The organism is Pseudomonas sp. GB2N2, from assembly GCF_054897705.1.
The window spans coordinates 1,690,826-1,715,665 of sequence record NZ_CM142701.1; the positions used below are offsets into that span (position 1 = coordinate 1,690,826).

Annotated in this window: 22 protein-coding genes; 15 read left to right on the forward strand and 7 right to left on the reverse strand. The window is 59.9% G+C overall.

What is annotated here, in order from left to right:
- Positions 1–29: 29 nt before the first annotated feature.
- The 4 genes from ACYZT4_RS07720 to ACYZT4_RS07735 form a co-directional block, all read right to left on the reverse strand.
- Positions 30–1,529, reverse strand: coding sequence for a bacteriocin immunity protein (locus tag ACYZT4_RS07720; protein WP_461986639.1), 1,500 nt, complete (start codon positions 1,527–1,529; stop codon positions 30–32).
- Between the two features lie 91 nt (positions 1,530–1,620).
- The gene (locus tag ACYZT4_RS07725) at positions 1,621–1,896 is read right to left on the reverse strand and encodes a bacteriocin immunity protein (protein ID WP_461986641.1); all 276 of its coding nucleotides are present in this window, start codon (positions 1,894–1,896) and stop codon (positions 1,621–1,623) included.
- A gap of 2 nt (positions 1,897–1,898) precedes the next feature.
- A complete protein-coding gene (locus ACYZT4_RS07730; protein WP_461988596.1) occupies positions 1,899–2,258 on the reverse strand; it encodes a hypothetical protein in 360 nt (119 codons plus the stop codon).
- A gap of 60 nt (positions 2,259–2,318) precedes the next feature.
- The gene (locus ACYZT4_RS07735; RefSeq protein WP_461986643.1) at positions 2,319–3,134 is read right to left on the reverse strand and encodes a hypothetical protein; all 816 of its coding nucleotides are present in this window, start codon (positions 3,132–3,134) and stop codon (positions 2,319–2,321) included.
- 213 nt (positions 3,135–3,347) lie between these two features.
- On the opposite strand from ACYZT4_RS07735, the gene ACYZT4_RS07740 reads away from it, so the two are divergent.
- The 13 genes from ACYZT4_RS07740 (at position 3,348) to ACYZT4_RS07800 (ending at position 19,488) form a co-directional block, all read left to right on the forward strand.
- Positions 3,348–4,139 carry a hypothetical protein gene (locus ACYZT4_RS07740; RefSeq protein ID WP_461986645.1) on the forward strand — a complete coding sequence of 264 codons (792 nt, stop codon included), beginning with the start codon at positions 3,348–3,350 and terminating at the stop codon, positions 4,137–4,139.
- Positions 4,140–4,149: 10 nt separating this feature from the next.
- A complete protein-coding gene (locus tag ACYZT4_RS07745; RefSeq protein WP_461986647.1) occupies positions 4,150–5,592 on the forward strand; it encodes a DUF1254 domain-containing protein in 1,443 nt (480 codons plus the stop codon).
- A 12-nt stretch (positions 5,593–5,604) separates the two neighbouring features.
- Positions 5,605–6,552: a SphA family protein gene (locus ACYZT4_RS07750; protein ID WP_461986649.1), complete on the forward strand. Its 948-nt coding sequence runs from the start codon at positions 5,605–5,607 to the stop codon at positions 6,550–6,552.
- An 18-nt stretch (positions 6,553–6,570) separates the two neighbouring features.
- Positions 6,571–7,605, forward strand: coding sequence for a hypothetical protein (locus ACYZT4_RS07755; RefSeq protein ID WP_461986651.1), 1,035 nt, complete (start codon positions 6,571–6,573; stop codon positions 7,603–7,605).
- 13 nt (positions 7,606–7,618) lie between these two features.
- Positions 7,619–8,599: an AAA family ATPase gene (locus tag ACYZT4_RS07760; protein ID WP_461986653.1), complete on the forward strand. Its 981-nt coding sequence runs from the start codon at positions 7,619–7,621 to the stop codon at positions 8,597–8,599.
- Positions 8,600–8,607: 8 nt separating this feature from the next.
- Complete coding sequence (locus tag ACYZT4_RS07765; protein WP_461986655.1) at positions 8,608–9,537, forward strand: DUF58 domain-containing protein; 930 nt, start codon at positions 8,608–8,610, stop codon at positions 9,535–9,537.
- Positions 9,534–10,118 (forward strand): DUF4381 domain-containing protein, encoded by a 585-nt coding sequence (locus ACYZT4_RS07770; protein ID WP_461986657.1) that lies wholly within the window; start codon positions 9,534–9,536, stop codon positions 10,116–10,118. The genes ACYZT4_RS07765 and ACYZT4_RS07770 overlap by 4 nt, the downstream gene beginning before the upstream one ends.
- Complete coding sequence (locus tag ACYZT4_RS07775) at positions 10,105–11,097, forward strand: vWA domain-containing protein (RefSeq protein WP_461986659.1); 993 nt, start codon at positions 10,105–10,107, stop codon at positions 11,095–11,097. The genes ACYZT4_RS07770 and ACYZT4_RS07775 overlap by 14 nt, the downstream gene beginning before the upstream one ends.
- 1 nt (position 11,098) lies before the next feature.
- Positions 11,099–12,679 carry a VWA domain-containing protein gene (locus ACYZT4_RS07780; RefSeq protein WP_461986661.1) on the forward strand — a complete coding sequence of 527 codons (1,581 nt, stop codon included), beginning with the start codon at positions 11,099–11,101 and terminating at the stop codon, positions 12,677–12,679.
- Positions 12,676–14,082: a hypothetical protein gene (locus ACYZT4_RS07785; protein WP_461986663.1), complete on the forward strand. Its 1,407-nt coding sequence runs from the start codon at positions 12,676–12,678 to the stop codon at positions 14,080–14,082. Before ACYZT4_RS07780 ends, ACYZT4_RS07785 begins: the two co-directional genes overlap by 4 nt.
- Entirely contained in the window at positions 14,079–15,101 is a 1,023-nt protein-coding gene (locus ACYZT4_RS07790; protein WP_461986665.1) for an HAD family hydrolase, read from the forward strand. Before ACYZT4_RS07785 ends, ACYZT4_RS07790 begins: the two co-directional genes overlap by 4 nt.
- A gap of 70 nt (positions 15,102–15,171) precedes the next feature.
- On the forward strand, positions 15,172–16,758 hold the full coding sequence (locus ACYZT4_RS07795; protein WP_461986667.1) for an arylsulfatase: 1,587 nt from the start codon (positions 15,172–15,174) through the stop codon (positions 16,756–16,758).
- Between the two features lie 213 nt (positions 16,759–16,971).
- Positions 16,972–19,488 (forward strand): fused MFS/spermidine synthase, encoded by a 2,517-nt coding sequence (locus ACYZT4_RS07800; RefSeq protein WP_461986669.1) that lies wholly within the window; start codon positions 16,972–16,974, stop codon positions 19,486–19,488.
- 91 nt (positions 19,489–19,579) lie between these two features.
- Here the strand turns inward: ACYZT4_RS07800 and ACYZT4_RS07805 are convergent, their stop codons facing one another.
- Complete coding sequence (locus ACYZT4_RS07805) at positions 19,580–20,251, reverse strand: DUF3313 domain-containing protein (RefSeq protein ID WP_461986671.1); 672 nt, start codon at positions 20,249–20,251, stop codon at positions 19,580–19,582.
- A 213-nt stretch (positions 20,252–20,464) separates the two neighbouring features.
- Here ACYZT4_RS07805 and ACYZT4_RS07810 point away from each other — a divergent pair, with 213 nt between their 5' ends.
- Positions 20,465–22,843 (forward strand): tetratricopeptide repeat protein, encoded by a 2,379-nt coding sequence (locus ACYZT4_RS07810; protein ID WP_461986673.1) that lies wholly within the window; start codon positions 20,465–20,467, stop codon positions 22,841–22,843.
- 66 nt (positions 22,844–22,909) lie between these two features.
- On the opposite strand, the gene ACYZT4_RS07815 is transcribed toward ACYZT4_RS07810, so the two are convergent.
- A complete protein-coding gene (locus ACYZT4_RS07815) occupies positions 22,910–23,404 on the reverse strand; it encodes a hypothetical protein (RefSeq protein WP_461986675.1) in 495 nt (164 codons plus the stop codon).
- 189 nt (positions 23,405–23,593) lie between these two features.
- On the opposite strand from ACYZT4_RS07815, the gene ACYZT4_RS07820 reads away from it, so the two are divergent.
- Positions 23,594–24,286, forward strand: coding sequence for an aspartate/glutamate racemase family protein (locus ACYZT4_RS07820; RefSeq protein ID WP_461986677.1), 693 nt, complete (start codon positions 23,594–23,596; stop codon positions 24,284–24,286).
- A gap of 1 nt (position 24,287) precedes the next feature.
- Here ACYZT4_RS07820 and ACYZT4_RS07825 read toward each other — a convergent pair whose 3' ends face one another.
- Positions 24,288–24,809 (reverse strand): GNAT family N-acetyltransferase, encoded by a 522-nt coding sequence (locus tag ACYZT4_RS07825; protein ID WP_461986679.1) that lies wholly within the window; start codon positions 24,807–24,809, stop codon positions 24,288–24,290.
- Positions 24,810–24,840: the final 31 nt, after the last annotated feature.

Below are 24,840 nucleotides of genomic sequence, written 5' to 3' on the forward strand. Positions count from 1 at the left end.
GAGCGCGCAGTGCTCAGCCGCTGATTCGATTACTCATCCCGGCTTCCGAAGACGACGTACAACGGATCAATACCAGCCTCGCTAGGGAATACCACGATGTAGTCGTCAATGGGCATGTCCTCGACGTCACCGGTTATCAGATCAAGAGTGGGCACTGGCGAAGAATAAACAACACCAATCCGCCGCGTTGGTGCCGGAGTTACTGCAATATGCGTCTCGTGAGCGACCGGTGCAGACCATCGGACACTGATCGGTGCGCTGCCGTCAGCAGTGAAACTGAATGAATTCGGTTCCTCAGTTCTTTGAGCCCCTCTAACCCGCACCCCTGCTCCGGAAACATTGCGCCGCGACGCTGCAATGTGGACCTGCTCTAACGACGTGACCTCGCGTAAACCCCTGAAAATTTTTCCGGACTGAAGGGGCGCTACTGACGAGCCCATCCTGAAAGGAATGTCGACCTCGGAGCGGTCAGCGGCCAATGACAGCCAGTTTTGCCCCTCAATTGGCAGAAGTTCAGACAAAGGGACACTGAGACCGAAAACTTTAGCATCTGCGCGACTGGTAAATTCAAACTGCACGATGGCTGCCTGATGGTTTTCAACCGCAGGCTGGACCGAAGTGTTCCGCCAGGTAAATTCGGCAATTGTCGATCGAATAGCGCTTTGCAAACTGACCTGGTGTGAAAACTGCAGTGCGGGTAGCTCATCCTCGAGCAGTAGATCCGGTCGTTTGTTAGCGGTAACCAGCGATGCATGGACTTGGCGAGCAGTCCGGGCCGGACTGACGCCTGCCAAAGTACGTGAACCAATGAGAATCTTCTGCGCGGCCACTAACAATGTCTCGGCCTCATCGTGCAGGGCTCGATGGTGCAGATTAATCGCGGTCAGTCGGGCGATATAGCGATCGTAGGTTGCATTGATCTGCTGCGCGATGCTCTGCCACTGCCCTTGCTCGGGCCCTGCATATTTCAGTTCGCGCTGAACGCTGTCTCTGGCGAACTCAATGCGCATCTTCAAGAATGCGAACTTTCTGGTATTTGTGTACGAATCCTGCTGAGTTGCTTCCAATCCACGAATGTTCTTTTCCTGTTCGGAAATATCAAGCGCGACACTCTCCAGTGATCGCAGGTGGCGTAAATTCTGCTCGAAAGCACTGAGTGCCTGATCCACGAACTGATCCAAAATGGCCACGTCCGCCGCTATCTTCTGTACCTCGGCCAAGCTGCGCTGGACAGGAGTTATCCGCACGTAGGGTGACGGTATGAAACCAGTCTCGTCCTTGAATGCGATACGGCCTTGCATGCGATGCCAGTCCCTGACACGGAACACAACAGTTTCCGCTTCATCTGCCATGCCGGCCTCGTCTGCGGTGAACAGCAGGTCCGCACCCTTTGGGTGACCGACAATCTGATCGAAATGATTGATCAATTGATTATGATCCTGCCTCGGTAGATCAACGGCCCAAATCCTGTTGACCAGTTCTTCGAATTCCGAAGCGGTGTAATCCATGAGTGTTGGTTTAAGTTCCATCTTTGGTTTCTCCTTTAGGTCCGCCAATAGTCGATTCTCATGGCACCTGCTCAATAGTGAGCAAATGCCGTTAAACCTTCAAAGGAACGGGTTATTCCTGTTTGAAGCCGGGCTTGTTATTGGCCATACGCCACTCTTTGACAACTCTTAGCACATCTTCCGGGGTACTCTCGCAGCCTTCCCTGGGAAAAAAAATTACGTCAGAACGGTCAGGATGCTCTGTCACCCACTCAAAATGCGTCACTCCTCTATCGATGAAGTCTTCAAACTCGTCCGGAGCCAGGTCATCTCTCTCTTCGTATAAACTTTTCAAAAACTGCAAAAACTCTTCTTCTGTATAGTCTTCATATCTATTTTTCATAATCATGATTATTCCCCTTTCCTATGTAGATCAATATGGCGTCTCGCTGTCAAGACGACCAAATTATCCATGTCGTATACCGCTCCTCCTTGAGCGACTTCTTCGAGATGATGAATCTCATACTTTTTACGACCACCGTTCCTGTCATCCGCGGGAGCATAAGGAGCCTTGCCTGTCTTCATCAAATGCAAATCGATAGGAGTAAATCGGGATCTGAGCTCCGGATCAGCCTCAATTGCCTTCCAGAACTCACGCCTGAATTCATGAAAATTTCTAAACTCTCGCGCTCCTAATCGATTAGCAATTTGCGCTGGAACAAGCGCCCCCACCCCTCTCCCAGCTTCTCCTGGCCACCGCCCCGAAACCACCTGCCCCAACCCCGTTGCGACACCGGGATCATCCCGTCGATCACGAAACAACGCTTCCGTCTAGGGCAGTTCCATATCCCCTGGAAACCCAGGAATACTCGCGCCAACCTCCCCTTCGTCAACAGCCGGAAACGTCTCGTTCGGCGGCAGGACAGGGATGGCCGGGGTGCCGGGATAAACCAAGGGATTCGTAGACGTGGTTGGCGATGTCGTCGACCCGAGGTGTTCACTGCCCGGTGGTACCAATGGTTTCCAGCTACTGGCGGGCGGAATCGGCCACGGTACAACAGCAGGTACAACCCCCAGCCATCCTCCGGCACTGTTCGGCGTTTTTATGCTGATCTTATCGAGATTGAAAACGTCAGCCCAGAACTCCGGTCGCTCCTGATAGCGCAGTTCAAATTCGCGGCTTCCACCGATCCAAGAGTCTTTGGGCGCATAAGGCGCGAAGCCTTGTTCGATGCGTTTTTTATTCAACTCATTAAATGAGGTCGCAAGCCCCGGATCTTCTCCGAGCGTTTGCCACAGAGAGGTATCGAAGCTGTCGAACGATGTGAATTGACGACCTCGAAACTGATCACCGATCTGTGTCCGGATCGCGGCTCCCACAGATTGAGTGGCCGGTTTCCACCAGTCTGCCGTTGCGGGTTGCCCCTTCCCGGTGACAATACCTGTGCCCATCGGTTCGACGTGAAAGGATAAATAGATCGGCTCCATGCCTGGCACACAAACGATGCAATCCTGAATGCGCCAATCAACGCCAACCGGGATGTCTTTAAACCTGACGATCCATCGTTCAATGTGTTTTGTGCCATACAGTTTCTCCTTGTCTGTAGGGCAAGCATGTCGATGGGGGAATGGCACAGTGCGGCACATATGTACCGCACGGGACCTATATCAGCACTGTAAGACGCGGCTGCGATAGGCGCTATGGCTATAAACGAACGAATTAATCCCTTCGACTGGCGAACCCGGCGCCATCTGCTACCGTCCTCAGACGGGTCCTACAGGCTTGATAGGAAAGAGATTACGCAGTAACGGCCGCCAAGTGCCGAGTTGACCAATGAGCCACCAAGGAACCGGGGAATCATGTTGAAACTTTCAGGAGCGAACGCCCTTTTGTTGGCGGCGTCAGTGACGTCCGCTTTTTGCGTGTACGCCGACAACAGCGACACAGCCAACAAAAGCAACAACCCGCTGAATCTTGCGCCTGGAATGAACCTGCAGGATTACTACACCCCGAAATACGACCACTCCAACATCCATTCCAACGATGTGCTGCTGCGCGGCACGCTGCCGGTCGCGCCTAACGACTTCATCGGCGTTCCCCAATTGCTGCGCGTCACCGCACCGATCAGTACGCGGCCCGACCCGCACGGCGGTTACAGCACGGGTGTCGGGGATTTGAACCTGTTCGATATTTTCTTGCTCAAGACTGATGGCGTGCAGTTGGGCATTGGTCCGCAAATTACCGCGCCTACCGCCGCCATAGACGAGCTCGGTACCGGCAAATGGCAAGCGGGGCTGGCCGCCATCGCGATTGATTCATCGCCCCGTGGATTGCTAGGTGCACTGGTGCAATACCAGAGCTCCTTCGCCGGCGACAGCGACCGGCAGCATGTCGAATCCGCCACCCTGCAGCCTTTCGTCATTCACAACCTGGACGCCGGCTGGTACCTGCGCTCCACCGCGACCTGGACCTTCGACTTGAAGAACGACACCCATTACATCCCGCTCGGTTTGGGTGGCGGCAAGGTCTGGAAATCCGGGTCCAATATCCTCAATGCCTTTATCGAGCCGCAGTGGACGGTCGAGCACAAGGGTGATGGCTCGCCACAATTCACGCTGTTCGCCGGTATCAACGTCACTTTCGGTAAATAAGGATTCCCCTATGCACGGTGCACTTCGCGCAGCCGGTTTCAGTTTGATGAGCATGTTTGTCAGTTGTGGGGTGGGCGCTGCCCAGGACGTTATCGCGACCAGCAAGACCAGTTTCACTGCAAGCTCGGAAGAAGCCCGGGCCATCGCCAAGGAAGCCTATTTGTATGGCTTCCCGGTGGTAGAGATGTACAAAACCCTCTACACCCAGGCCATCGATAAAAAGAGCCCGAATTTCAAGGCACCGTTGAACCAGATCGGCAACACCGCCAGGGCGTTTACCGCCAAGGACACCGCGTTCGTCACACCCAACGCCGACACGCCCTACTCCTTCGTCTGGATGGATTTGCGCGCCGAACCGGTGGTGCTGACCTTGCCGCCCATCGACGAGCACCGCTACTACTCGGTGCAACTGATCGACGCCTACACGCAGAACTTCGCCTACCTGGGCACCCGCAGCACCGGTAACAACGGCGGGCATTTCATGATTGCCGGGCCAGACTGGCAAGGTCAGCAACCGGTGGAGATCGACCGACTGCTGCGCAGTGAAACCAATATCGCCTACGCGCTGTATCGCACGCAGCTGTTCGATGAAAAGGACCTGAGCAAGGTCAAGGAGATTCAGAAAGGTTACAAGGTCGAGCCGCTCAGCCAGTACGTCAAACAAAAAGCCCCGCCGGCCGCGCCGAAAATCGACTGGCCGAAACCGACGCCGACCATGAGCGAAACCCCGGACCTGTTCCGCTACCTGAACTTCATGCTGTCGTTCGCCCCGCCCCAGGACGCGGAGAAAGCCCTGCTCGGGCGCTTTGCGAAAATCGGCATCGTCGCCGGCAAGCCGTTCAAACCCAACGAACTGACGGCCAGCCAGCGCAAAGCCCTGGAGGACGGGATTGCCGATGCCAAAGCCGAATTCGCCGAGTTCAAGAAAACCAAAGTCGACACCCATCAGGTCACCAGCGGTGATTTTTTCGGCACCCGTGATCACATCAATGGCAATTACCTGTACCGCTACGCCGGCGCCAACATGGGCATCTTCGGCAACTCGGCGGAAGAGGCGAATTACATCGGCTACTTCGTCGACAAGGACGGTCAGCCGGTCGATGCCTCTAAGCGCAATTACACCCTGCATTTCGACAAGGGCGCCCTGCCCCCGGCCGACGCGTTCTGGTCGCTGACGATGTACGACGGCAAGAGCAAATTGCTGGTGGCCAACTCGCTGAATCGCTACCTGATCAACTCGCGGATGCTGCCCGATCTCAAGCGGGATGCCGACGGTGGCCTGACCCTCTATCTGCAGAACAAGGCGCCGGCCAAATCGTTGCAAAGCAATTGGCTACCCGCGCCGAACGGGCCATTTTACGGGATATTACGGTTGTACCTGCCGAAACCGGAAGTTACCAACGGCGAATGGAAAATGCCGTCGTTGACGCCAGTCGATCAACCAAAATCGTAAACGGAGTCAGCCATGGTCAAGTCTTTTGTCGTACGTCCTTTATTGGCCCTGTGCATGGTCGGCAGCAGTCCGCTGGTGTTGGCGTCCGAAGGCGGTGGTGGCCGGCCGATGACCGGCCTGCAGGTATTTTCCAATGCCGGGATCGTGCCGCCGGAACCCGGCTGGGTAATGTCGCTGACCAGCTTCTGGTACGACGGCGAGCTCAAAGGCAGCGCACAGGTGCCCATCGTTGGCGCCTTGAGTACCGGCCTGGACTTGAAAGTTTCCTACACCATGGCCAACTTCACTCATGTCTGGGATACCGGCAAGGGCCGCTGGAACTACGCGTCGGCCATCGGGGTGCCAGTGCAATACACCGACGTTACGGCAAGCATCACCGGCCCGCGTGGCAGGACGCTGGGCACTGAAGACACCGGCACCCAGTTCGCCGACATACTGGTGACGCCGATCGCCGCCGGTTACCACTTCGACGAGGTCAACCACATCTCGTTCTCGCTGCCGATCTACCTGCCGACCGGCGCCTACAACGACGATCGCCTGGCTAACGCCGGGCAGAACAATTACACCTTCATGCCCACGGTGGCCTTCACCCATCTCGACGGCAAGGGTGGCGAGTTCACGGTGTCCGGTGGTGTGGAGTTCTACACCGAAAACAACGCCACGGATTACAAGAACGGCGACCTCTTCACCCTCGACGCACTGTGGACCCACGGCTTCGGCGGCGGCTGGAACGCCGGCGTGGCGGCGGGTTACATCCAGCAGCTCACCGACGATACCGGGTCAGGCGCCAACACTGGTTTTCGCGGGCGTTCGGTGGGTGCCGGGCCGACAGTGGGCTGGCAAGGCAAGTTCGCCGACGCCCAGGCCAACATCAATGCCCGCTGGATACCGGAGTTCGACACCAAAAACCGTCCTGAAGGCAATGGTTTCAGCATCAACCTGACGTTGGCGTTTTTCTAGGAGTGACCAGGGATGGCCATGAATTCCAGACTGGCGGTATGCAGCATTTTGTTCAGCGGCTTCGCCTGTGCCGCTGACCTGCCGACCCTCGGCACCGCGCCGGCGCCACCCGCCGCCAAGGGTGACCCCGAGACCTGTCGTCGGCTGCAACAGGACTTTGACATTGACCTGAAAAAGGTCGTCGCTGCCGGCTGCGAGCCATCCACGGAACAGATCGCCAAATTGATGGACAACCCAGTGGGTAATCTGGTGCTGCTGTTCAACCAGTTCGACTACACCGCGCTCAAAGGTCCGCGCAGCAACGGTACGCGCATGCTTGGCAAGTACAGCTTCATGCCGACTTTTCCGATTTCCATTGGCGAAGACTGGAACCTGATCAACCGGCTGCCCATCAGCTACGTCAGTGCACCGGTCAACCACAAGGCCGGCAACCTGATCGGCATGGGCCCCAATGAATTGCTCCACGACCGCGGCGACTTTGCGTCGGTGGTGCAGGACCCGTTCGACCGCACCAGCGGTTTCGGCGACCTGGCTTACGTCGGCGTGTTCTCGCCCAAGGAGCCGATCCGCTTCGCCGGGGGCGGCAAGATGGTCTGGGGCTTCGGCCCGACGGCGATGTTTCCCACCGCCGAAGAAGACGTGCTCGGCACCGGCAAGTATTCCCTCGGGCCGGCGTTCGTGGCCGCTTACCTGGGCGAAGACTGGACCCTCGGCGTGTTCCCGCAACACTGGTGGTCAGTGGGCGGCGACAGCAAGCGCAAGGATGTCAGCCTGACCAACGTGCAGTACTTCATCCAGCGCAACATTCCCGGCCCCGAACAGTGGCGGGTCGGCATGACGCCCAACGTCACGGTCAACTGGAAGGCAGAAGGCGGCAACAAGGTGACCTTCCCCATCGGCCTCGGTGCCGGGCGGATCTTCAATTTCGGCAAGCTGCCGGTGCGCATTTCCGGTGAGATCCAGTATTCGGCGATCCACCCCGAAGATCTCATCAGCAGTCGCTGGAATTTCCGCTTGTCGTTCATTCCCGTCATTCCGACGTTCATGTTCTGAGTCAGGAGCGTTTATGACCGCACTCAATGATCTCAACGCCCTGCAAGCCAGCATCGCCGAAGCGGTGCTCGGCCAGGATCAAGTTATTCGGCAGATTCTGCTCGGCCTGTTGGCCAACGGTCATTTGCTGTTGGAAAGCCTTCCGGGACTGGCGAAGACTCGCACGGTGAAGGCGCTGGCCAAGCACCTGGACGCCAAGATGAGCCGCATCCAGTTCACCCCCGACTTGCTGCCGTCGGACATCACCGGCGCTGAAGTGCTGCACCAGATTGATGGCAGGAACGAGATCCAGTTCCAGCCCGGCCCGCTGTTCGGCAACCTGATTCTGGCGGATGAAATCAACCGCGCCCCGGCCAAGGTCCAGGCCGCGCTGCTTGAAGCAATGGAAGAACGGCAGATCACCGTGGCCGGCAACAGCCATGTGTTGCCGGAGCTGTTCATTGTGGTGGCGACGCAGAACCCGATCGAACAGGAAGGCACTTATCCGCTGCCGGAAGCGCAGATGGACCGGTTCCTGATGAAGGTGCTGCTCGATTATCCGAGCGCAGAAAACGAAAGCCAGGTGCTGCGTCTGTTGCGCCAGGAAGAGGTTGCGGCGGGCGCCAAGACTGCGACGGTGCAAGGTTTTGCGCTGTCGCAGGAAGTCATCTTCGCCGCACGCCGGGAAGTCAGCGCGATCCACGTCTCCCCCGCTATCGACCGTTATCTGATCGACCTGATCAACGCCACCCGCCATCCGGTTGATTACGACGCCGACCTGGGCCGCTGGATCGCCATCGGCGCCAGCCCCCGTGGCGGCATCGGCCTGGACCGCTGCGCTCGGGCGGATGCCTGGTTGCAAGGGCAGGATTTTGTCTCGCCGGACAACGTGCGCGCGGTGGTGCATCCGGTGCTGCGCCATCGTTTGCAGTTGAGTTATGACGCGGTGGCGGACGGTGTGACGGCGGATCAGGTGCTGGATCGCCTGCTCGATAAAGTCGCTATTCCGGCCTGAGGTTGAAAATGGAAAGTGGCGACGGGCTGGTCTATGTCTCTCTCGCGCAGTTGATGGCGCTGGAGTTCAAGGCCCGCGACCTGAGTTTTCTCGCGCGCCAGCCGCAGGGCAGCATTCTCGCCGGCAACCACGCATCGCGTCTGCGCGGCCGTGGGCTGAATTTCGATGAACTGCGCCGCTATCAACCGGGTGATGATTTGCGTCACCTCGACTGGCGCGCCTCGCTGCGCACCGGCAAACCGGTGGTTCGGACCTTTACCGAAGAGCGCGACCGCCCGGCCTTGATCCTGGTGGATCAGCGCATGTCGATGTTCTTCGGCTCGCAACGCAGTTTCAAATCCGCCTTCGCCGCCGAACTCGGCGCATTGGCGGCGTGGATGGTGTTCAACGCGGGTGACCGGGTCGGTGGCCTGGTGTTCAACGATTCACGCATCGATGCAATTGCCCCGCTGCGTAGCCGCAAACGGATCGAAGCGCTGTGCAATGGCATCGTCCAGCAGAATCAGGCATTGAACGCGGCCAACCCGGACGTCGAGGGCGAAGACCAGCTCGACAAAGTTCTGCAGCATTGCTTCGCGGTGGCCGGTCACGATCACCTGATCTGCATCGTCAGCGACTTTGCCGGCGCCGGTGAACGCACCCTGCAACTGATGCGGCAATTGGCGGCGCACAACGATGTGATCGCCATGCAGGTGTATGACCCATTGGCGCTGAACCTGCCGAAAAACGGCCGCTTGCTGATCACCCAGGGCCAGTTGCAAGTGGAACTGGCGGTGGAACAACGCAGCGTTCACCAGCCGCTGGGGGATTTTCTCGGCGGGCGGCTCAAGGACGTCGCCACGCTGCTGCGCCGCAGTCAGGTGCCGCTGATGATGTTCAGCACCGCGACTCAAGCCCATGAACAACTGCGAAGCGAACTGGGTCGGGGCGCGCGATGAACGCGCACATCCCGAGCATTGAACAACTCAAGGAAATCGCCCTGCCCGCACCGGTGAGTTATGCGCCGCAGACCTGGGGTTGGTGGGTGCTGTTGGCGGTGTTGATTGGCGCGGTGGTGCTGGTCGCGGCGCGGCGGGCTTGGCAATGGCGTCGGGATCGTTATCGGCGGGAGGCGTTGGTGCGGTTGGGTGAGTTGCAAAGCAGTGATGATCAGCTCAGCGCCCTTCGCGAACTCCCGGAGTTGCTGAAACGCGTAGCCCTGTCGATGCCTTCGAATTGGAACGCCCCCCCTGTGGGAGCTGGCTTGCCCGCGATGGGTCCCCTGAGATTTGCACTGCCCTTGAGGAAGCCATCGCTGGCAAGCCAGCTCCCACAGGATCCCGGTGCGCTCGGGGGTGGGGACTGGCAGGTCTTTTTGCAACAACACAGCAAGCAACCGTTGCCGGCGGATTTCAGCCAGCAACTCGCGCAACTGGCCTACGCCCCCGACGCCACTTTGCTGGCGTTGCCGACTGATCAGCGCCAGCAGCTGTTCGACACCTGCAAACACTGGGTGGAGCATCATCATGTGGCAGCTTGATTACCCCTGGCTGTTATTGCTGCTGCCGTTGCCTTGGTTGGGTTATCGCTACCTGCCGGATTATCGCGAAGCCCGCAGCGCCGTACGAGTGCCGTTTTTTGCCGCCATGAGCCGCGCCGTCGGGCAGGCCCCCAGCGCGGCGGGCACGCGCAACAACCGCTGGCAACTGGCGCTCAACCTGCTGGTCTGGGCGCTGGTGCTACTGGCGGCGGCGCGCCCGGTCTACGTGGAAAAACCCATCGAACGCCAGCAACCAGTGCGCGACCTGATGCTGGCCATCGACATTTCCCAATCGATGGAAACCCCTGACTTCACCGATGCCAATGGGCAGGAAATCAACCGTCTGGCCGCTGTCAAAGCCGTGGTCCACGGCTTTATCGACAAGCGCAAGGATGATCGTCTGGGCCTGATCGTGTTCGGCAGCGGCGCCTACCCGCAGGCGCCGCTGACCCTTGATCACGCCAGTCTGTCGCTGCTGCTGGACGACACCGGCATCGGCATGGCCGGGCCGAACACCGCGATTGGCGATGCCATCGGTCTGAGCCTGAAGATGCTGGATCAGGCCCACGAGCCGGAAAAAGTCCTGATCCTGCTCACCGATGGCAACGACACCAGCAGCGCCATCACCCCGGCTCACGCCGCATCGATGGCCGCCGCCAAAGGCGTGGTGATTCATACCATCGGCATTGGTGACCCGACCGCCGCGGGAGAAGCAAAAGTCAATCTGCAAGGCTTGCAGCAGATCGCTGACGCTACGGGTGGCAAGTTCTTCCGCGCCGAGGACCGCAACGCGCTGGATCAGGTCTACAGCACCCTCGACAAGCTGACCCCGCACCAGGTGAAAACCCTCAGCCACCGGCCGAAAAAGGACCTGTTCGGGTGGCCGCTGGGCGCAGCGATCGCCTTGCTGGCGCTGTACCATTTGGGCTCCCTGCTCCGTCCGCACCTGACACTTGCGCGTCAACGGCAGGAGGCTTGAGATGGAGATCAACCTCAGCGATGTCCACTTCCTGCGTCCACTCTGGTTATTGCTGCTGCCGTTCGCCGCGTCGCTCCCGCTACTGTGGCGCCGCAATCGCGATGTGCAGCGACGCTGGCGCAGCAACATTGCCGAACACCTGCTGCCGCACTTGCTGATCACCCCGCAGGATCAGCAACGCCTGCGGCCGGTGCACCTGATTTGCGCCTTGTTGATCCTGGGTGGTGTTGCCGCCGCCGGGCCAACCTGGGAACAGGACCGGCCGGACTTTCTGGAGAACCGCGCGCCGCTGATCATTGCCATTGATCTGTCGCCGTCGATGGACGCCAGCGACGTCGCGCCGAGTCGCCTGGAAGCCGCCAAACACAAGTTGCACGACCTGATCCAGCGTCGCGCCGGCGCCCGCAACGCGCTGATCGCCTATGCCGGCAGCGCGCATCTGGTGTTACCGGCAACCGACGATCCGGCGCTGCTCGACACTTTTATTGAAGCGTTGAGTACCGACCTGATCGGCAAACCGGGGAAGAATGTCGGCGCGGTGATCGACGAGGCCAAACGGCTGTTGGCGGCCGAAAAAACCCCGGGCACCTTGTTGCTGATCACCGATGGCGCAGACACCTCGCAGCTCACCGGTCTGGACAATCAACTCGACGGCAGCGGCCTGCAGGTGCTGATCCTCGCCGTGGGTAACGAGGACGGCGGGATCATCCACGATGCCAATGGCCAGCCGCGCACCGACAGCAACGGTCGGCCGACCCTCGGCAGTTTTGATCAGGCCGCGCTCAAGCAACTGGCTTCCGCGGTGGATGCGCCGCTGGGCAGCCTGACGCTCAATGACGACGATCTGGATTGGGTCGAACTGCACGCCGAGCAGCATTTTCAGGCCGCCAGTGATGAACAGCGTGAGTTGCACTGGAAAGACGCCGGTTACTGGTTGTGCTGGCCGCTGTTGCTGATCGCGTTTTTCAGCGTGCGCAAGGGCTGGAGCCTGAACTGGATGGCCGGGTTCCTGCTGGCACTGGGGTTGGGTTTGCAGCCGAGCAGCGCTGAAGCCAACACCTTGACCGATGCGTTTTTCACCCCGGACCAGCAAGGTCGCTGGGCCTTTGAACATCAGCACTTCCCGCAGGCCGCCGCACAATTTGTCGACCCATACTGGAAGGGCATCGCCGCTTATAACGCGGCGGATTTCGACTTGGCGCTGGCGAGTTTTGCGCGCTTGGAAACGCCCCAGGCGTATTTTTATCTGGGCAATATTTACGTGCGCCGCTTCAAGTTTGATCAGGCCATTTCGGCGTATACCCAGGCATTGAAGTTGCAGCCGCAGTTTCCGGAAGCCACGGCCAACCTGGCCTTGGCCATCGCCCTGCAGAAAGACACCGAAAGCGCCGAGCAGAACGCGCCCGAGGTCAAGCCCGACGAAATCAAAATGGACAAGGCGCCGGGCAAGGGCCAGAGCAAAAAGGTGCAGACCGAACAAGCGAGTTCGGATGCGCTGTGGTTGCAAAACCTGACGACGTCGCCGGCGAAATTCCTCAAGCAGAAATTCAGTTTGCAGGATCAGGCCGGGGGCAAACCATGAACCGAGTCACGGCCATCGCGAGCAGGCTCACTCCCACATTGAGCACACGGAACCCCTGTGGGAGTGAGCCTGCTCGCGATGGCGTCGGCTCATTCATCACAAAATTCGGCGCCATACTCCTCTGCCTGCTCAGCCTCAACACCTTCGCCGCCGAACCCGACCTGCGCATTCAAACCCGCCTGCATCCCGCCGATTCCGTGATGGTCGGCGGCCTGCTCGAACTGCAACTCGACGTCCTCACAGACACCTGGTTCACCGACGCCCCCACCCTGCCCGACCTGAAACTCCCCGGCGCACTGGTCTTGCCACCCGACGGCCACGCCGAACATATCAATCAGACGCTGGACGGCAAATCGTTCAATGGCATGCGCTACAGCTATCGCATCTCGCCGAACCTGGCCCGCAGTTTCGACATTCCACCGCTGACCGTGCGAGTGTCTCCCGGCCAGGCCAGCGCGCCGCTGAACGCACAATCCCAGCCGTTGCACTTCACCGCCACGCAACCGCCGGGGTTCAACCCTGATGAGCCGGTGCTGGTCGCGCAAGCCCTGCGTTTCACGCAAAAAGTCACCCAGTCGGCGACACCCCTGAAAGTCGGCGACAGCCTCACCCGCGAGCTCACCTTGCAGGCCGACGGCGCACTCGCCATGTCTTTGCCGGTGCCGACGCTGGTCGATGTCAGCGGTCTGAGTCGCTACCCGAAGGCTCCGCAAATCAAAACCCTGGACGACGGTCGTGGCAACTTCACTGGCGGCCAGCGCATCGACACCGCGAGCTATCGGATCGATACCGAGGGTAGCCACACGCTGCCGGCCATCGAGGTGAAATGGTGGGACGCCAGCAGCCAGCAAACCCGCACGGCCCAAGTGCCCGCCTTGATCTTCGACGCGGTGGTCAACGACGCTTACAAGCCGATGTTCTCGATCACAGAAGACCTGCAAAGACTCGGTCAGCCAAATCGCCTACGGTTCTCTGGCCGTTGGCTGGTTGTCCTGGCGCTGCTGTCCGCGGTGGCGCTATTGGGCTGGCTTGCGCGTCCTTTCGTGCATCGCGGATACGTTGCCCTGCAAGCCCGACGCCGCGACCGGCATGCCGCCTGGCTGCAATCCGCCGATTACGCCTGGCGGCAGATTCCGGCGCAAATCGACGCAAAACCGGCCCAACTGAGCGCGCTATATCTGTGGCTCAAACGTAGCCAAGGCGGCTGGAAATTGAGCGCCCTCGGTCCCCGTCTGCAGGACCTGTTACGCGCCTGTTACAGCAAGAAATCATCCGAGGAGCAGGCGCTGCGTCAACTCAAACAAACCTTGTCTGAGCTGCATGCGCAGACTCAGCGCAGCAATGCCCGGACCGCTCCCGCATTACGTCCACTCAACCCCGTCCACGAGAAGGAATTCCCATGACGAACCCGATTTCAACTCGCCACCGTTTCGGGCTGACGTTGTTCTTCGCCCTCGCGCTGCCGCTGCTGGCTCAGGCTACCGAACCCTTGCCCTCGTGGACCGACGGCCCGGCGAAGAAAAACATCATCGAGTTCGTGCAGACCGTCACCGACCAGTCCAGCAAGGATTTCGTCAAACCGGCGGACCGCATCGCCGTGTTCGACAACGACGGCACCTTGTGGAGCGAGCAGCCGATGTATTTCGAGTTGCTGTTCGCCCTGGACGAGGTCAAGCGCACCGCGCCGCAGCATCCGGAATGGAAAACCACCCAGCCGTTTCAAGCCGTACTGGAAAACGATCACAAGGCCCTCGCAGCAGCGGGCATGGACGGCATTCTCAAGATTTTCGGCGCCACCCACACCGGCATGACCGCCGAAGCCTTCGACGACTACGCCAAGACCTGGCTGAGTCAGGCCAAACACCCGAAGACAGGCAGGCCCTACACCGAAATGATCTTCCAGCCGATGCTGGAAATGCTCGATTACCTGCGCAGCCAGGACTTCAAGACCTACATCGTTTCGGGCGGCGACACCGCGTTCATGCGTGCGTTTGCCGAGAAGGTCTACGGCATTGCGCCGGAGCAAGTGATCGGCACCACATTTGTCACGGCGTTCCAGTACAAGGACGGCAAAGCCTCGATCCTGCGCACACCGAAACTGGCGCACAACGACGACGGCCCGGGCAAACCCGAAAGCATTGATGCCGTTATCGGCAAACGTCCGATCCTCGCCTTCGGCAATTCCGACGGCGACCTGCAAATGCTGCAGTGGACCGCCGCCGGACCGGGCAAGCGCTTCATGGGCCTGGTGCATCACACCGATGCCAAGCGCGAATGGGCCTACGACCGAAATTCCGATATCGGGCGCCTGGACAAGGCGCTCGACGAAGCAAAAAACCGTGGCTGGACTATCGTGGACATGGCGGCCGAATGGCGCCGGATCTATCCATACGAGGCCGCCACACCGGGGCAAGTGCAATAAAGAGCGTGACGCAGGACTGCAATAAACGTTTGTCGCACCACGCGACGCCAGTGCAAAAGGAGCAAGTCAGATGACTCGCATACGCAAGTGGCTACCGAAACTCGCCCTGGTGGCGGCCTCGGTCATGGCGATTTCGGCAACTGCCGGGGCCGCCGAAAAACCAAACATTCTCGTTATTTTTGGCGATGACATCGGCCAGACCAATATCAGCGCCTATTCCATGGGCGTGGTCGGGTACAAGACTCCCAACATCGACCGGATTGCCAAGGAAGGCATGATGTTCACCGATTACTACGCGGAGAACAGCTGCACCGCCGGGCGCTCGTCGTTCATCACCGGGCAGACGCCGTTGCGTACCGGTCTGTCGAAGGTCGGCGCGCCTGGGGCACCGGTCGGATTGCAAAAACGCGACATCACCATCGCCCAAGCGCTGAAATCCCAAGGCTACGCCACGGGCCAGTTCGGCAAGAATCATTTGGGTGACAAGGACGAATACTTGCCGACCAATCATGGCTTCGACGAGTTCTTCGGCAACCTGTACCACCTCAATGCCGAGGAAGAACCTGAACGCCCGTACTGGCCGAAGGACGACGCCGAGTTCCTCAAGTCCTATGCCCCACGGGGTGTGATTCACAGTTTCGCGGACGGCAAAATCGAAGACACCGGCGCGTTGACCACCAAGCGCATGGAAACCATCGACGACGAAACCACCGCGGCGGCACAGGCGTTCATCGAGAAACAGGCGAAGGCGGACAAACCGTTTTTCGTCTGGATGAACACCACCCGCATGCACGTGTTCACTCACGTGCGTCAGTCGATGCTGGGCCAAAGCGGTATGCCCGGCAACGAGTATGCGGACGGTATGCTCGAGCACGACGGTGACGTCGGTAAATTGCTGAAAACCCTGGATGACCTGAAAATCACCGACAACACCATTGTCGTCTACACCACCGATAACGGACCGAACCAGTTTTCCTGGCCGGACGCGGCGACCACGCCGTTCCGCAACGAGAAGAACTCCAACTGGGAAGGCGCTTATCGCGTTCCGGCGATCATTCGCTGGCCGGGCAAGATCAAGGGCGGTGAAGTATCCAACGAGATGTTCTCCGGTCTGGACTGGTTCCCGACGCTGCTGGCTGCTGCTGGCGAAACCGATGTCAGCAACAAGCTGCTCAAAGGCTGGGCACCGACTTCCGGTGGCACCAACTTCAAGGTGCACCTGGACGGTTATAACCAGCTGCCTTACCTGACCGGGCAACAACCCAAAGGCGAGCGCAAGGAGTTCTACTACTTCAACGATGACGGCGTGCTGGTGTCGATGCGTTTTGACAACTGGAAGGCGGTGTTCTGTGAGCAACGTGAACCCGGCGGCTTCAAGGTATGGAGCGAGCCCTTTGTGTGCCTGCGGGTGCCGAAAATCCTCAACTTGCGAATGGACCCTTACGAACGCGCCGACATCGTTTCCGACCAGTATTACGATTGGTCGACCAAGAACGTTTATCTGGCGGCCGTGGCCACCGGTAAGGCGGCGGTGTTCCTGCAGACATTCATCGAATATCCGCCAAGCCAGAAACCGGCCAGCTTCAGCGTTGACCAGATTCGCGCGGCAGTGGACGCAAAAATCGCTGAAAAAATGAAGAATCAACCGGCTCAGTAACACCGCTTGAACGCCGCTCGCCCTCACCGGCGAGCGGCCCTTTTACCAGATTGCGAACACGTCCCCTGTAGGAACTGGCTTGCCAGCGATAGCGGTCTTCCAGCCAATAAATCAGTGCCTGGACCATTGCCATCGCTGCGGTGCGACGGTTCGACAAGCCAGCTCCTACAAGGGTTTGTGTTTAATTTGAATTTTGTACAAGGCAACAGCCCTATGTCCTCACGTGTCGCCAGTAAGTCGTCGGCCATACCTGTTACTCACACCGCCTCCCCCGCGTTGCTGATCCCCGCCCTGCTGCTGTTCATTTCTGGTGCCGCGGCGCTGGTGTACCAGGTGCTGTGGATCAAGCAGCTGTCATTGGTGGTCGGCGTCGAGGTGTATGCAATCACCGCCGGTATCAGTGCGTTTTTCGCCGGGCTGGCGTTGGGTGGATTGCTGTTCGGGCGCTGGGCGGATCGCATGCAGCAGCCGGTGTTGCTGTATGCCGGGCTGGAAGTCGCGGTGGCCGTGCTGGGCGTCGGCGCGACGTTTGCCATGAGCCTCGCGGCCAGCCCGTTCGCCTGGCTGGAGCAGCACATTGGTGTCGCGGCATGGCTGTTGCCGTTCGCGCTGGTCGGCATTCCGGCACTGTTGATGGGCGGCACGCTGCCGGTGCTGATGCGTTCGCTCGCTGCCGACCCGCTGCATCTGGGCAAGGCCGGTGGCCAACTCTATGCGGCGAACACCGCTGGCGCCATTGCCGGCACCCTGCTTGCCGCGTTTGTAATGATCGCCACCCTCGGCGTGCGCGGCAGTGCGTTGGCCGCCGCGATGCTGAACCTGCTGGCTGCCGCCGGAGCGCTGTGGTTTCAGCGCCATCGGCTGACGCCGGTCGAAGCCACGGCCAAACATCCCCACGCCAAGAAAGCGCCTGAGCGCCTGGCGCTGTGGCTCTACTCCATCGCCGGCGGCGTGGCGCTGGGTTACGAAGTCGTCTGGTCGCAATCCATCGTGCAGTTCATGAGCACCCGCACTTACGCGTTTGCCGTGGTACTGGCGACGTACCTCACCGGGTTGTTTCTCGGCAGCATTTTGCTGGCCCGTCGGGTCGATCGTATTCGCGATCCGTGGGGCGTGTTCGGCTTGCTGATTGCCGGCGCCGGTCTGATCGCCTTGCTGGAAGTGGCCTTCCTCGGACGTTGGCTGGTGCTGCTGCAATCCCAGGCTGAAACCCTCGCGCTGGCCATGGGCGGTAGCGAGTTGCTGGGCATGAGCGCACGTTTTGCGGTGGCGGCGTTGAGCATCGTGTTCGTGCCGACCCTGTTGCTGGGTGCTGCATTTCCGCTGGCGCTGCGCCTGAGCGTGGGGCCTGCCCACGTGGGCAAGGACGTTGGTGCCGTGATCGCTTTCAATACCCTGGGCGGGATCATCGGCGTCATGCTCTGCGGGTTCCTGCTGATTCCGTCGCTGGGTTTGGTCCGCACCTTGGGGCTGCTGGCGATCATCGCGGCCGGCATCGGTTATTTCGCGGTGCGCAAAGGGCATCACGTCAAGAAAGGCCGGCGCCACGCCGTGGTTGCCATCGGCCTGCTGTCGCTGATCGTCGTGGCATTCACCCCGGTCGACAAACTCGCCAGTCTGCTGCCCGGCGCCCGCAACGGCACGCTCGCATTCTATGAAGAAGGACGCGGCGGCACAGTGGCCGTGGTCACTCAGGGCAAGGGGCAGAAAGCCTTTCAACGGCTATATATCCAGGGCGTGTCGAACACCGGGGATGCCATGCCTTCGTTGCGCTACATGCGCATTCAGGCGCTGTTGCCACTGCTGATCCACAAGGGAGAGCCGCGTTCGGCGCTGGTGATCGGCTTCGGCACCGGCATCACCGCGGGCGCCCTCACCCGCTACCCGGGACTTGAGCATCGCGTGGTCGCCGAATTGCTGCCCTCGGTGGTGAAAGCCGCGCCACTGTTCAAAGGCAACTTCAATGCGGCCGCTGATCCGGCGGTGGATGTTCGACTACGCGACGGGCGTCAGGAACTGCTGCGCTCCCCGCAAACCTACGACCTGATCACCCTCGAACCGCCGCCGCCCTCCGCTGCCGGCGTGGTGAATCTGTATTCGCGCGACTTCTACCAACTCGCCGCCAGTCGCCTTGAGAAAAACGGCCTGGTCGCCCAATGGTTACCGTTACCGACACAGAACATCGACGATTCGCGCTCGCTGGTGCGCAGCTTCCTTGATGTCTTCCCCTACCCGACGCTGTGGACCAGCGAGTTTCACGAAATGCTGCTGGTAGGTTCGCTGGAGCCGATTGAGCTGGACGCGGCGAAAATCAGCCAGCGCTTTCAGCAGGACTCCGTTCGTAGCACTTTGCAGGACGTGGGCATTGGCTCGGCGGCGGCGTTGCTGGCGACGTGGGTGACGGATCGCGCCGGTCTCGAACGTTTCGCTGCCGATGCGCTGCCGGTAACCGACGACCAACCCCGAATCGAATACGCGCCATGGGTGCGCGCCAAGGAGATCAGCCGCGTGCTGCCGACCCTGCTCGATTTACGTGTGGAGCCACCGCTGGTGAATGCCGATGCGGGCTTTGTCGAGCGCATGAATGCACATCAGCAACGGTTGATGCAGTTCTATCGGGCGAGCCTGCATGCGTATGACGGCGACCGTGATGCGTGGGCCAGGGATATCCGCGAGGTGATGCGCGGGGATGGCGGGAATCCGTATTACAAGTGGTTTGTCGGAGAATGACAGACCGCCTTCGCGAGCAGGCTCGCTCCCACTGTGGAAACGCATTTGTGGGAGCGAGCCCGCTCACGAAGAGGCCATCAGCCGCTACGCATTACTTGGATTTAAGTTTCAGATACGACTGATGCAAATCCGACGCCCAGCCATCGATCACACCTTTCACGTCAGCGGCCTTCATCACCTGAGCATCGTTTTCCAGCGGCTTGCCGGTACCTTTGCGCACCACCTGAGCCACGACTTTATTGTTGCCGCCATCGAGGAATACCGCTTCGGTGGCGAGGTCGGTGTCCTGATCACGAATCCCGCTGGCCGTACTTACCGCCGCGGCCACCAGGGCAATCGGGATCACTTCATAAGGCTTCAGGCTTTGGGTCTTGCTGGTGACCGCAGTGATCGCCGCGCGCACTACGATCACACCCGGGCCAGGGCCGGACGCCAACGGCAGCGATTTGCCCAATTCACGCTTGAGCGCCTGGTCGTAATAGCCAGTGATACCGTTCAGGGTGGCCTGAGGGATTTTTACCGTGGGTTCAGGCTTCGGATACAGCTGGGTCGGTTCGATGTACACGCTTTTGAATTTATCGATATCGAGCTTCGGATCAATCCAGCGCATCACCACCGCCCCCGAAGGTGACTTGGCTTCCTTGAGCTGGCTGTAGTCCTTGAGGAACCCCGAATACTGGTCCGGCTCGACCTTGTCGCTGGCACAACCCACCAGGCCGATCGAGGCGATGCACAGAGTGCTCATCGTTAATGCAAACTTCATGCGGTAACTCCTGTAAGACGGGCAACAACGGTTGGGATACGGTGTTACAGGTATAGCCAATCCAACGCACTCTGCTGCAAAAAATCAGAATATTCATCTATCGCCGCGCGGTAGATCGCAGGCGCCAATTGACAGACACCGGTCATCCGGCAAAGCTGCATCGAGCTAGACCGCGCGCCTCACGGCAAACGCCCCTGGACTATGGAAGTCGCAATGCCGAAACATAAAAACAACGCGCAGAACCCAAACCCTGATTCGCCCCCGAACTCGATTGCTCGTTACCTGTTCCCCCTCCTCATCGGCGTGTTGCTGCTCGCTATCGCGGGCATCGGCTGGTTTCTGTTCAGCAGCAAACCGACCCCGGTGGCGTATGCGCCGGCCAGTGCCCCCATCACGGCGCCGATCAAGCCGCAACCCGTGGCTGTGGCACCGGCGAAGATGGTCGATGAGCAGCAATGCCAGGGTTGCCACAGCGGGCAAGTGAAGGATTGGCAAGGCTCGCATCACCAGTTGGCGATGCAGGAAGCCACCGCCGAAACAATGCTCGGCGATTTCAATAACGTCACCTTCAAAGCGGAAAACGAAACCACCCGTTTCTCGCGCCAGAACGATGAATTCTGGGTCAATACGCCGGGCATTGACGGCAAGAACGCAGGCTTCAAAGTGGCCTACACCTTTGGCATCGCGCCGTTGCAGCAATACCTGATCGAAGTCGGCGAAGGTCGCTTGCAAGCGTTGGGCGTTGCCTGGGATACCGAGAAGCACCGCTGGTTTCACCTGTATCAGGGCCAGGGTGTAACTTTCAAAAACCCGCTGCACTGGAGCAAACCGAGCCAGAACGCCAATTTCATGTGCGTCGAATGCCACACCACGGGCTACAAACGAAATTTCGACGCGGATAAAAACACCTTCGACAGTCACTGGAACAGCCTCGGCGTCGGCTGTCAGGCGTGCCACGGTCCGGCGTCGAATCACCTGGAATGGACCGCGAAGAAAGGTGACCTGATCCACGCCGGTTTCGCCGTCGACCTCAAGGACAAGGACGCCACCGTCGAGATCGAAACCTGCGCGCGCTGCCACGCTCGACGTGCACCGCTGGGGGATGGCTTCACCGTCGGCAAGCGCTTGATGGATGACTATTTGCCGAGCACGCTGACCCGAGAGTTGTACGCGCTGGATGGCAAAATCAAGGATGAAGTATTCGAACACGGCTCATTCGCCCAGAGCAAAATGTTCGACAAGGGTGTGCGCTGCAGCAATTGCCACAATCCCCACAGCACCGAACTGAAAGCGCCGGGCAACGGCGTCTGCCTGCAATGTCACAACACTGCCGGCAAGACCCCGGTGGCCGGCGTCGATGGCAAGGGCTTGCAAGCGAAGAATTACGACTCCATCGAACACACCCGTCACGCCATGGGCCAGCCGGGTTCGCAATGCGTGGATTGCCACATGCCCGGCAAATTCTATATGGGCAATGACTTGCGGCATGACCACAGCTTCAGCATCCCCAACCCTGAACGAGCGAAAAAACTTGGCACGCCGGACGCCTGCCTGACCTGCCATCAGGGCAAGGCCGGCGACAAGATTACCGAGCAGTTCAAGCTCTGGAGCATTGCCAGTTCCAGTGCCAGTGCCAGTGCCACCGCCGTGCCGGCGCCACGTTACGACGAAAGCCTTTGGCTGATTCGCAACGGTCAACCGGGTGCGGCGCTGGCGTTGTATGAGCAGTTGCAACGCAGCAACCTGCCGGCGATCCAGCGCTCGACGCTGCTGGCCGAGTTACCGCTGTACCCCAGCGAGCAGGCGTTGAAACTCGCCACCGAGGACCTGCGCAACCCGGCGCCGCAGGTGCGTGAAAGCGCAGTGCGGGCGATCAGCGCGTTCCTGCCGCCACCGGAGCGTGCGCCGCTGCTGACGCCGTTGCTGGCCGATCCAGTCAAGGCTGTGCGCATCGCTGCGGCACGCGAACTGCTCAGTGTGGCCCGCAATGGTCTGGGCACGGCTCAGGCCAACTGGGAGGTGGCCATCGGCGAGTATGAACAGGTGCAGAAGAGTCTGGCAGAACGCGCCGAAGCCAACCTCAATCTCGCGATGTTGTACCAGGCCAGCGGTCGCAGCGGTGAGGTCGAAGCACTGCTGCGCACCGCGCTCAAACGTGACCCGGATTTCTATCCGGCACTGGTGACACTGGTGCAGTGGCTGGAAGCCAGCGGGCGTGGCCAGGAGGCGCAGGCGCTATTGGCGCAGAGCCTGAAAGAGCATCCGGATGCGGGCCTGTTGCAACATACCCAGGGCTTGTCGTTGATTCGTGCGGGGAAAATAGATCAGGCCATGCCGGCGCTGCGCAAGGCCGCGCAACTGGAGCCGGACAACGCGCAATTCGGTTACGTACTGGCGGTGGCCTTGCACGACAGCGGCAAGGTCGATCAGGCTTGCGAAGAGCTTGAGCGCCTGCTCAAAGTACAACCGGCGAATCGCAATGCGCGCTTGTCGTTGATCCAGTATTACCTGGAAAACGGCCAGGAACCCAAGGCTCAGGTGCTGTTGCAGGGCTGGAAGAAGATGAACATGGGGGATCCAGCGTTGAAATGATCGGGGGCTGATCCGAGGGACCCTTCGCGGGCAAGCCCGCGATATAGGGTGTCAGATTCAGAACATTCAGCCGCGCTCGCGGGGGATCAGGCTCTGCAACTGCTGCGCCAGGAAGTTCGCATCGAAGCCAAAGGTGTCGGGGTCTTTCAAACCATTGGTCCTGCGCCATTGCCAATTGTTGGATGGCGGCAGGCACACCAGCGAAATACTGCCATGACGTGCAGCGGTCAGGCCCATCACCGCCAGGGAAATCTGCCCGCCTGAGCCCATGACATCCGGCACGATCTCCACGGGTTTGCCGGCGATCACGATGCTCAGCTTTTCAGTCTTGAACGTCGACGACTCGACTGGAACGCTCGGCCCGGAGGCGACATACACGTCACGGCGGACTTCCAGCAGGTTTGGCGCCTGGACCGGTTCCAGCCATTGCTGGATCTGATCGAAGAGCTCACCAATACGCGTCGTCCACACGGCCGATTGCGACTCGAACAGTTGTTTTTTGTGCGCTTCGCTGTCTGCGTAGTGGCGAAGCATCTCACCCAATTGCTGTACGTCGTCCATTGCGGTGTTCCTTTGGTTGAAGCGGTGCTGCGGACTTTGAGCATGGCAGATGTGCGCGGCGGGCGTACGACTAAAAGCGTGAGCGGTATTGGCCAGCGACAGGTCGCCGTGTTCAAATTTCCTGATAGATCCCAGCGAAGACCCACGGGATACTCTCGAACACAGGATTGCCATCAACAGGAGCACGCCATGCGCACCATCGGCCTTATCGGCGGCATGAGCTGGGAGTCCAGCGCCGAGTATTACCGCCTCATCAACCAACAGGTCCGCGACCGGCTCGGGCCATTGCGTTCGGCAAAATTGCTTATGTACAGCGTCGACTTCGGGCCCGTCGAACAGGCCCAGCATGCCGGACGCTGGGACGATGCGGCGCAGATTCTGATGGACGCCGCGCGACGCCTGGAGGCTGGCGGTGCTGATTGCGTGGTGCTGTGTACCAATACCATGCACAAGGTAGCCGGGCAGATTCAGTCTGCGATCGGCATTCCATTCCTGCACATTGCCGACCCGGCCGGTCAGGCGGCTGTCGACACGGGCGCGCTGAAGGTCGGATTGCTCGGCACGGCGTTCACCATGGAACAGGACTTCCTCAAAGAACGCCTGACCGCGATGGGCTTGACCGTGTTGGTGCCGGAGGCCGAGGAGCGTCAGGCCTTGCACCGGATCATCTATGACGAGTTATGCGTCGGGGTCATCAGTGAAGCATCGCGCCAGGTGTATCAGCAGGCCATCGAAACCCTGGCGCGGCGCGGCGCACACGCGATCATCCTCGGCTGCACCGAAATCGGCCTGCTGATCAAACCCGAGCACAGCGCCCTGCCCCTGCTCGACACCACCGAACTGCATGCGCGGGCGGCGGTGGCGTTTGCACTGGGCGACTGAGTCAACCGGCCTTGGGCGTGCGCCGCAGCCGCGCCATGCCCAGGGTGTCGACGAACCGGCCATCACGCACGGCGTAGTCACGAAACAGGCCTTCGGTTTCAAAGCCGAACTTGCGGTACAAGCTGATGGCCGGTTCGTTATCGGCGTACACCGAAAGCTCGATCCGTTGCAGGTTCATCCAGTTGTCGGCGATGTCCAGCGCGGTGGCCAGCAGCTTCGAGCCAACGCCCTTGCCTTGCCACGCCGTAGAGACGCCCATGCCGAAGCTGCCGGCATGACTGCGCCGGACCCGAGTGAACTGCTCCAGGCCAATGCTGCCAATGACCGTTCCCTCATGCAGCGCCACCAGTTTGACTGCGCGCTCGTCATCGACGACCAGGCGTTTGCGCCAGACTTCGATGGACTGGAAAGGCATTTGCAGGACTTGCCGGGTAACGGCGGGCTCGTTGTACAGCGCGGTGATGCCTTCGAGGTGGGACTCGTTGAAGCGTTCGAGGGTAATGGCGGATTCGCTGGCGGGCATGGGTGATTCGTCCTTGATACAGACATGGCCG